7 protein-coding genes are annotated in these 8,813 nt (G+C 72.8%); 2 read left to right on the top strand and 5 right to left on the bottom strand.

Going from position 1 to position 8,813, the window contains the following annotated elements:
- Positions 1-9: 9 nt before the first annotated feature.
- Positions 10-807, bottom strand: coding sequence for an SDR family oxidoreductase (locus KBX50_RS15000; protein ID WP_210937636.1), 798 nt, complete (start codon positions 805-807; stop codon positions 10-12).
- A complete protein-coding gene (locus tag KBX50_RS14995; protein ID WP_210937653.1) occupies positions 804-1,784 on the bottom strand; it encodes an LLM class F420-dependent oxidoreductase in 981 nt (326 codons plus the stop codon). Before KBX50_RS14995 ends, KBX50_RS15000 begins: the two co-directional genes overlap by 4 nt.
- 101 nt (positions 1,785-1,885) lie before the next feature.
- Between KBX50_RS14995 and KBX50_RS14990 the strand changes: the two genes are divergently transcribed.
- Positions 1,886-2,749 (top strand): DUF1028 domain-containing protein, encoded by an 864-nt coding sequence (locus KBX50_RS14990; protein WP_210937635.1) that lies wholly within the window; start codon positions 1,886-1,888, stop codon positions 2,747-2,749.
- Positions 2,750-2,823: 74 nt separating this feature from the next.
- On the opposite strand, the gene KBX50_RS14985 is transcribed toward KBX50_RS14990, so the two are convergent.
- A complete protein-coding gene (locus KBX50_RS14985) occupies positions 2,824-3,516 on the bottom strand; it encodes a maleylpyruvate isomerase N-terminal domain-containing protein (RefSeq protein ID WP_210937634.1) in 693 nt (230 codons plus the stop codon).
- 4 nt (positions 3,517-3,520) lie between these two features.
- Positions 3,521-4,408: a phosphatase PAP2 family protein gene (locus tag KBX50_RS14980; protein ID WP_210937633.1), complete on the bottom strand. Its 888-nt coding sequence runs from the start codon at positions 4,406-4,408 to the stop codon at positions 3,521-3,523.
- Between the two features lie 82 nt (positions 4,409-4,490).
- On the opposite strand from KBX50_RS14980, the gene KBX50_RS14975 reads away from it, so the two are divergent.
- Positions 4,491-5,216, top strand: coding sequence for a DUF3159 domain-containing protein (locus KBX50_RS14975; protein WP_210937632.1), 726 nt, complete (start codon positions 4,491-4,493; stop codon positions 5,214-5,216).
- Positions 5,217-5,494: 278 nt separating this feature from the next.
- Here KBX50_RS14975 and KBX50_RS14970 read toward each other — a convergent pair whose 3' ends face one another.
- Entirely contained in the window at positions 5,495-8,395 is a 2,901-nt protein-coding gene (locus KBX50_RS14970; protein ID WP_210937631.1) for a glycoside hydrolase family 48 protein, read from the bottom strand.
- Between the last annotated feature and the right edge of the window lie 418 nt (positions 8,396-8,813).

Raw genomic sequence — 8,813 nt, 5'->3', positions numbered from 1 at the left:
GGGGTGGGGTTAGGTGGGGGTGTTCAGGCGGCGGACGAGTTTGCGGAGGCCGGACTGCCAGCCGTCGGGGTCCTCGGCGCGGCGGCGAGCGTACTCGGCCACCTCCGGGTGCGGCAGGATCAGGAACCGCTCCTCCGCCATCCCGGCCACCGCTGCCGCAGCCACCTCATCCGGGCTGAGCACCGCGCCGGAGGCCGCGATGACCTGGGCGCCGAGGTGCCCGGCGGCCAACCCGTCGGCCAGCATCGGCGTGTCGACCCCCTGCGGGCACAGCGCGCTGACCCGGATCCCCTGGTCCCGGTAGGTCACCGACAGCCACTCGGCGAATCCCACCGCGGCGTGCTTGGTGGTGGTGTACGCGGCGTCGCCGACGGCGGTCAGCACTCCCGCCGCCGAGCAGGTGTGCAGCAGGTAGCCGCTGCCCCGGGCGAGCATCGCCGGCAGCACCGCCCGGGCGGCGTACACGTGGGCGAGCACGTTGACCCGCCAGGACCGTTCCCAGCCGGCGTCGTCGACCTCCACTCCCCCGCCGCTGCTCACTCCGGCGTTGGCGCAGAACACGTCGATCCGGCCGTAGCGGCGTTCGGTGTCGGCGACTAGGGCGCGTACCTGTTCCTCGTCGGTGACGTCGACGGCGACGCCCCGGGCCAGCGGGCCCACGGCGGCGGCGACCGCCGCGGTGGCGGCACCGTCCAGGTCGGCCAGGACCAGCGCGGCGGCTCCCTCGGCGGCGAACCGTCGGGCCAGCGCCGCACCGATTCCCCCGGCCCCGCCGGTGATCACCGCTACCCGGTCGGTGAGGTTCACGCCGACTCCTTCGCGTCGCGCCCGAGCCGGGCGACAAGGGTGGCCAGCGCCGCCGGGTCGGTGGCGGTGACCTCGGGGGTGGGCAGCAACGCCAGCACCGGTACGTCCACCCCGGCGTCGACGTACCGGTTGACCTGTGCCCGGCACTGCTCGGGCGAGCCGTGCAGGATCAACGCGTCGACCACCTCGTCCGGGATCGCGGCCAGGGCGCCGCGCCGGTCGCCGGCCGCCCACGCCGCCCACATGTCCGCCAGCACCTCCTGCCGACCGAGCCAGCGGTGGAACTCCGCGTACGCGGGCACGGTCAGATAGCTGGTGATCATCCGCCGGCCGAGGGTGCGGGCGTACCCGGCGTCCTCGGTGGGACAGACGAAGATCCGGGCGACCACCTCGAACTGTGCCCGCCGCTGCCCCAGCTCGGCCACCGCCCGGGGCACGTCGGTGGCGGCGAGCCAGTTGAGGATGACTCCGTCGGCCTCGGCGGCGGCCAGCCGCAGCATGCCCGGACGCAGCGCGGCCAGCAGCAGCGGCGGCGGCACCGCCGGTGGCCGTTCCAGGGCGAACCGGCGGACGGCGAAGGTGTCGAAGGCACCGTCGACGGTCTCCCCGCGCAGCGCCGCCCGCAGGAAACGCAGCACGTCACGGGTGCGCCGGAACGGTTCGGTGAACTCCACGGCGTTCCAGTCGGAGACCACCACCGGCGACGACGCGCCGAGGCCGAGGGCGAACCGTCCGGGGGCGACGTCGGCGAGCGCGGCGGCGCTCATCGCCAGCAGGCCGGGGCCACGGGTGAACGCCGGTGTGATCGCGGTACCGAGCCGCAGTCCGGGCTGCCAGGCGGCGGCCAGCGCCAGCGGGGTGAACGCGTCGGCCCCGTTGACCTCGGAGGACCACACGTCGGTGTAGCCGGCGTCGGCGAGGGCCGCGTACACCGCGGCGTGGTCAGCGAGCGGGATCCCGCCCAATGGCACCGTCATTGCCCATCGCGTCGTCATCGGTCGATGGTGCCCGCCCCTGCCTCGCCGGGCAAGGTCATGGCGGCGGCCGCAGGACCGTCACCAGCGTTAACCTTCCCAGCGTGACCTTCTCGCTCGTGGCCCGCTCCGACGACGGCCGGCTGCACGGCATCGTCGTGGCGAGCCGTTTCCTGGCCGCCGGGGCCCTCGTGCCCGGTGCCGCAGCCGATGTGGGGGCGATCGCCACCCAGGCGCACGTGAACCTGGCCTACCGGCCGCAGGGGCTGGCGCTGCTGCGGACCGGCGTGTCCGCCGCCGGTGCGGTCGCCGGCCTGGTCGCCGCCGACCCGGAACGCGACCACCGGCAGCTCGGGGTGGTCGCCGCCACCGGGCCGGGGGCCACCTGGACCGGTGTCCACTGCCGGGGCTGGGCCGGTGGGCAGGCCGGCGACGGCTGGGCGGCGCAGGGAAACATCCTCACCGGCCCGCAGGTCGTCGACGCGCTGCGCGACGCCTGGCTGGCCGGTGTCGACCTGCCGTTCGCCCAGCGGCTGCTCACGGCGCTGCGGGCCGGTGAGGCCGCCGGCGGCGACCGGCGCGGCCGGCAGAGCGCGGGCCTGCTCGTGGTGCGTCGTGGTGGCGGGTACGGCGGCACCGGCGACGCCATGATCGACCTGCGGGTCGACGACCATCCGGACCCGGTCACCGAACTCGACCGGCTGCTCGCGGTGCACACCCTGTTGTTCAGCCGGCCCGACCCGGCCACCCTGCTGGCCCTGACCGGTGCGCTGGCCGCCGAGGTCGCCGGCCTGCTGACCGCGCTCGGGTATCCGGCCGATCCGGCGGAGCCCGAGGACGCGTTGGTCGACTGGGCTGGGCTGGAGAACCTGGAGGAGCGGCTGGCACCCGGTCGGATCGACCCGGTGGTCCTGGCCCACCTGCGCGCCGCCGCCCCGCACGTGCCGGCACCCCGCACCGCCGCCTGATCCGCCGGCATGCTCCGGGCTGCCGCGCGCAGCGGCGGCTCGTGGCGAACGCGGGTACGCGGGCCGGTAGCCGGTCAGCCGCCGAAGGCGAGCAGTCGGATGCCGGCGGTGTCGAGGGCGTGTTGCTCGACCAGACTGCGCGGGCTGCGGCCGGTGGCCTTGCGGATCAGGGTCAGCCGGTCCCAGCCGAGGCCCACCGGCAGCGCCTGCCCGCCGGTCAGCAGCTCGGCGATCACCTGGGCGGCGGTCGGGGTCAGCCACGGTGGTCGGTTCAGCGCCTCGGCCAGGTCGAGGCCGTGCACACCGACCTCCACCACCCGGGTACGCAGGAACTCCGTCACCGTCATCGCGTCGCCGTGCCGGGTGCGTACCACCCGGTCGGCGGGGTGAGCGTCGACCGCGGTGAGGGTGGCCCGCCACGTCCGGTCGAAGTCCGCGTCGAGCATCGCGCCGGTCCGCTCCGCCAGCGGTTCGACGCCGCCTGCGGAAACCTCACCCTGGGCGGCGGCGATCCGGGCGGCGTCCACCTGCGGGAGGAACTTCGCCGCGCCGAAGTATCCGGCGGCGTCGACCTGCGCAGGCCCGGGTGCCGTGGCGGCCAGCATGTCGGCCAGCCGGCCGGCTCCGGTGCGTACGTGGGCCAGCAGGTCGGCCACCGTCCACGGCGCGCAGCGGGTCGGGCGGTCGAGGTCCGACCGGTCGAGGGTACGCAGCACCGCGCCGAGCCGCTCGCACTCGTCGTAAAAGGCCGACCGTACGAGGCTCATCCGGTCAGCCCTTGTAGCGGGGCACGAGACGGTGCACGGCGGTGAGCACCAGCGCCATCACCACCGCCATGGAGCCGGCGACGCCGGCGGCGCTGCCCGCGTAGCCGACGAACAGTGGACGGCGGGACAGCTCCGTTGCCGGGGTGGACCGCAGGTCCACCAGCCACCACAGGGCCAGCGCGCAGCCGGCGATCGCGAGCAGCCCGCCCACGCCCAGCAGCAGGGCGGTGAGCCGGTGCGCGTCACCGGACGCGACCTCGGCCCGTTCCCGCTGGGTGATCAGCAGCAGCAGGCCGGCCAGCGCCGCCCAGACGCCGACCACCAGGAACGCGGCGACCGCGTCGCTGGGCCGGTGCCAGCCCGCCGACAGGGTCGCCACCCCGGCGGTCGCGGCGTAGCCGGCGCCGATCACGGCGCCGACGGCCCGCACTTTGGCCGGGAGCACGAGCACCAGGGCCACCGCCACCGATCCAGCGACCGTGGTGTGCCCGCTGGGCAGGCTGTTGCCGACGTACGCCCGTTCCAGGTCGATGCCGTAGTCGGGGCGGATCAGTCCGTATTTGAGCAGTTGGGTGGTGACGTTGGCGCCCGCGATCAGCAGGGTCGCCGCGACGGCCAGGGCGACCCGGCCTCGGATCAGCGCGATGAACCCGATCATCACGGTGACCGCCAGCAGCGACACCACGGACATGGCGTTGAGGATCCGGTCGACCGGTTCCTCGATGTGGTCACGGCCGATCCGGTTGCCGGTGAGGGCCACCGTGTCGATCCACTGGCCGATCTCCGTGTGCAGGGCGAATCGCCAGACGGCGATGAAGGCCGCCGTCTGAATGAGGGCCAGCACGACCAGCCAGACCGCAGTACCACCCCTGGGCGTCACGCGCACCCGCACAACTTAGCGGCATGCCACCGGCGTACGGCCGGTGGCCCGTCCGTGGCGTGGCGATAGGTTGGCCGCAGGCGAAGGAGGGCACGTGACCGGTACGTCGGAGCGGGACGTCGCCGTGGACGGACGGCCCGAGTCACTGGCCGATCTGCTCGGCGGGCGCCGGGGAGCCGTGGACGCCACCGTGCCGCCGGTCGCGTTCGCGGTGGGCTGGCTGGTGGCCGGCCGCTCGGTCGGGGTCGGGGTGGTGGCGGCGCTGGTCGCCGGCGCGGTGGTGGCCGGCTGGCGGTTGCGCCGCGGTGACCGGCCCCGGTCGGTGCTGGTCGGGCTGCTCGCGGTCTGCGTGGCCGCGCTGGTGGCGGTGGCCACCGGGCGGGCGGAGGACTTCTTCCTCGTGCAGGTGCTGGCCAACGCCGCCAGCGCGCTGGCGTGGGCGGTGAGCATCATCGTGCGCTGGCCGCTGCTGGGGGTGGTCGTCGGCACCGCGCTGGGGCAGCGCGGGCGCTGGCGCCGTGACCCGGTGCTGCTGCGGGCGTACGGGCGGGCCAGCTGGGTGTGGACGGGGACTTACCTGCTGCGGGTGGCGGTGTTCGTGCCGCTGTATCTCGGTGGTCACGTGCTCGCCCTGACCGCGGCCCGGGTGGGACTGACCTGGCCGCTGGTCGCGGCGGCGTTGGCCGCCAGTTGGGCCGTGCTGCGCCGGTCGTTGCCGGCCGGTCACCCGGGGCTGCGGCACCCGGTGACGCCGCGGACCGAGCCGGCCGCGAGGGCACCGGACGACGGCGAGTCGAGCGCACCGGGGCAGGAACAATAAGGGAGAGGCCGCCACGGGGGGAGCGGCCTCTCCGGTGATGTACGTTACTCCGTCCCGGGCCGGGTTGTGATCCCGGGGCGGTCACTTTTTTTCGCTATGTGCGCGCCGTGCTCGGCGGGTCGGGGAGGTGGGGTGGGCCGACCGCTCCGCTGCGTCGGCCAGAGGGCCGACCCACCCCGGCCTGACCGTGGGTGTCAGGCCGTCTACCGGACCTGCCTCTACCCCCGAGGCCCGGCCGGTGCCTCCGGGTGGGTCACCGCCCACCCGGAGGAGTTCGTTCAGCCGTTGGGGAACAACTTCCCGTAGTCGGCGTAGGCCATGGCGACGTCCGCCTGGGCCCAGAAGCGGTGGTAACGGAACTCGGGCTCCGGCCCACCATCGAGGTACGCCTGCACCTTCGGCCACGCCGGGTCGTCCTTGTAGAACGACCGGATGTCGAGGAAGCTCTTCCCCGGCGCGATGGCGTCACCGTTGGGCATCTCACCGGTCCAGCCCGGCGGGATGTACAGGCCCTGCCCGGTGGAGGCGTCGTAGACGTCGTCGAAGCGCTCGTAGTCGCCACGCTTCTCCACCGTCGAGACACCCTGGTCGTCGCTGTGCGCGTGCAGCGCGTCCAGCAGCCCCTTGGCGGTTTCCTTCGCCTCGGTGTTGCCCGACTTCGCCGCGTACGCGATCAGGGTGCGGGCGTAGGCGGCGGCGACGCCGACGTCCTGGCCCCGGACCGTCACCTCGACGTGCAGGTTGTTGTTCGGCTGCGGGTTGCTCGGGTTCCAGTTGTTGGGCTGGCCGGTCCACTCCATGTCCGACGGGATGGACCAGTCCTCACCCAGCGTGGTGTGCTCGATCGCCCACGGCACCCACTTGTCCAGCAGCGCCTTGGCCTGGGCGTTGCCGCTGACCAGGTACAGCTCGGCGATGCGCTGCATCGACCAGGCCTGCATGCCGAACCACCGGTTCGACGGCGGGTCGTTGTAGACCGGGTCCTCGTCGTAGAACATGCCGTAGAAGGTGGCCGTGCCGGCCGGCGGCTGGCCGTAGTGCCCGCCCCAGCTGTTGGTCGCGCCACCGGCGATGCCACCCTCGGCCGACTGGAGCCAGGTGTAGAGCTCCAACTGCCGGTTGAGGCTGTTGGTCCAGTCCGCCGCCGCGTTCGGCGAGCGCGGCTTGAGCTCGTCGACGTTGGTCAGCGCCCAGGCCGCGAACGGGTTCTGGTAGCCGAAGTGGCTGTGGCTGGAGCCGATCCGCCAGGACCAGTTCTGGCTGGTCTCGTACGCGCCACCCCAGGCGTAGTACCAGGAGAGCAGGTAGTGGGCGGAAGTGCGGCCGGAGCCGGCCGGGCAGGCGCTGGCCCCGACGCAGTTGCCGATCCGCTTGAAGTACTTGTCGAACAGGGCGTACCGCAGGTAGTCACCCATCTTGGCGGCCTTGGCCACGGTGGCCGCGACGTCGGCCTCCTTGTTCTGCTCCTTGGCCCAGGTCAGCGCCCAGTACGCGGCCTGCACGGCGCGGGCGTCGGCGTCCGGAGCGTTTGTGTACTTCCACTGCTTGGCGGGGGCCTGCGACTCCTTGATGAACAGGTCCAGGTAGCCGTACTGACCGCCGTGGGCGAAGGTGTCGCAGGACGGCTGCGGCACGGTCTCCCACACCGACTCCTGGGTGCCCCGCTGGAAGGTGTTGATGTAGGCGGGGCGGGTGGTGCCGTCGCCGCAGCGGCCGTAGCCGTAGACGTTGTCGACGTCCAGCAGCCAGTGCATGCCGTAGACGGAGCCGGTGTTGTAGGTCGACCGGAGCTCCGCGCGCAGCGGGTCCTGGCCGACCGGCACGTTCGAGTCCAGCTGCGACGGGTACTGGCTGGGCAGGTCGTGCTCGGCGGCGTAGGTGGCGTCACCGGCGGAGCCGGCGGTCGGCTGGTCGGCGTCGGACGGGATGATGTAGCGCTCCATCACCGTCCAGGCGTTGTTGAACGGCGTCCAGTTCTGGGTCACCCGACCGTAGTAGGCCTCCAGCCACAGCCAGAAGCTGAACGCCTCGGAGGTGGTCTCGTGGCCGTGGTCCGGCGCCTCGACGATGAGCGTCTCGATGGAGTGGTACGGCACGCCCTCCGGGCTGAAGTAGCCCGCGTTCTTGATCTTGTTGTACTGGGTGAGGAAGCGCTGCACGTACTCGTCGTCCCCGCCGGGCACGTCGTTGTCGATCTCGGTGACGGTGACCGTCGCCGGGGTGTGGCCGGTGGCCGAGGCGGTGACGGTGGCGGTGCCGCCGACGGTGTCTTCGTCCTCCGCCGCCCGGACGGTCACGTCGACGCCGGTGTTCCAGTTCGACGTGGTAAGCGTCGCCGAGGTCGGCGTGACGGTGACGTCCGCGTCACCGGTACGCGCCAGGCTCACCGCGACGTTCGCGGTCGGCGCCCGGCTCAGCTTGAGGTTGAACGTCGAGCTGCCGCCCTCGGGGACCGTCACCGCGGTCGGCGTGGCGACCAGGGCCGGCGAGGTGGAGGCGGCGACGGTGAACGACCGCTCGGCGATCGCGGACAGGCCGCTGTTGTCGTACGCCCTGGCCTGCACCGTGTAGTCACCGGCGGGCAGGCTCTCCAGGGTGTACGCGTACGGCGCGCTGGTGTCGGTGTTGACCAGCAGCCCGTTGCGGTAGAACTCGACCCGGGCGACGGTGCCGTCCGGGTCGCTGGCGGTGGCGGTCAGCGGCACGGTCGCCGGGGCCGTGAACGGGCCGGCGGGCACCGACAGGCTGACCGTCGGGGGCTGCTGCGCCGTGCCACCGCAGGTGACCCCGTTGACCGAGAACGAGGTCGGCTTCCCGTTGGTGCCCGAGTAGGAGCCGTTGAAGCCGATGCTGGTGCTGCCGCCGGCCGGGATGTTGCCGTTCCAGGACTCGTTGACGGCGGTGACCTCGCTGCCGCTCTGACTCCACCGGGCCGACCAGCCCTGGGTGACCCGTTGGTTGCCGGGGAAGGCGAACTTCAGGGTCCATCCGTTGATCGCGTCACCGGTGTTTCTGATGGTGACGTTGGCGGTGAAGCCGTTGCTCCAGTCATTCGTCGTATAAACCACGTCGCAGGCCGGTGCGGCCTGTGCGGCGGCGGCGGGGACTGTCGCCCCACCGATCGCCAGCGCCGCGGCGGCGAGCCACGCCAGGCGCCGACGTCTAGCCAGGTTTCTCATCTGCGCGGTGTCTCCTCGGACCAGGCCGGTGGCGGTGGCGCACCGGCGGTGGCGCCTCGGGGACGACGGGTCCGCCGAGGTGCCAGTGGATGGTGGTCGCTGCGGCCCGGGTCGGGCCAGCGCGGCGGGGCGCCGTATGGGACGGCAGCTGCTCCCGCTGCTAGCAGGACGCCGTACCGGACGAGCCGGAAGCCCTCGGCGACCCGCGCTCACGCGTAACTTGGCTCCGCGCGGTCGATCGACAGTGTGCCATGGAAGCGCTCCCAGCACCAGCAAGGGAACTTCCGGAAACACCGACTTGTTTCGATCTCATTTTGGGGCTTTCACAAAGCCGTGACGGGCGTTACAGTCGCAACAACGTCGATGGGAGCGCTTCCATCGACAGAGTTCCACCCGGAATATCGCTCGGGGTCGTGCC

The organism is Micromonospora sp. C51, assembly GCF_018070435.1.
GTDB lineage: Bacteria > Actinomycetota > Actinomycetes > Mycobacteriales > Micromonosporaceae > Micromonospora > Micromonospora sediminimaris.
Note: the sequence above shows the minus strand (reverse complement) of the source record. Positions and strands in the feature narration are given on the sequence as shown.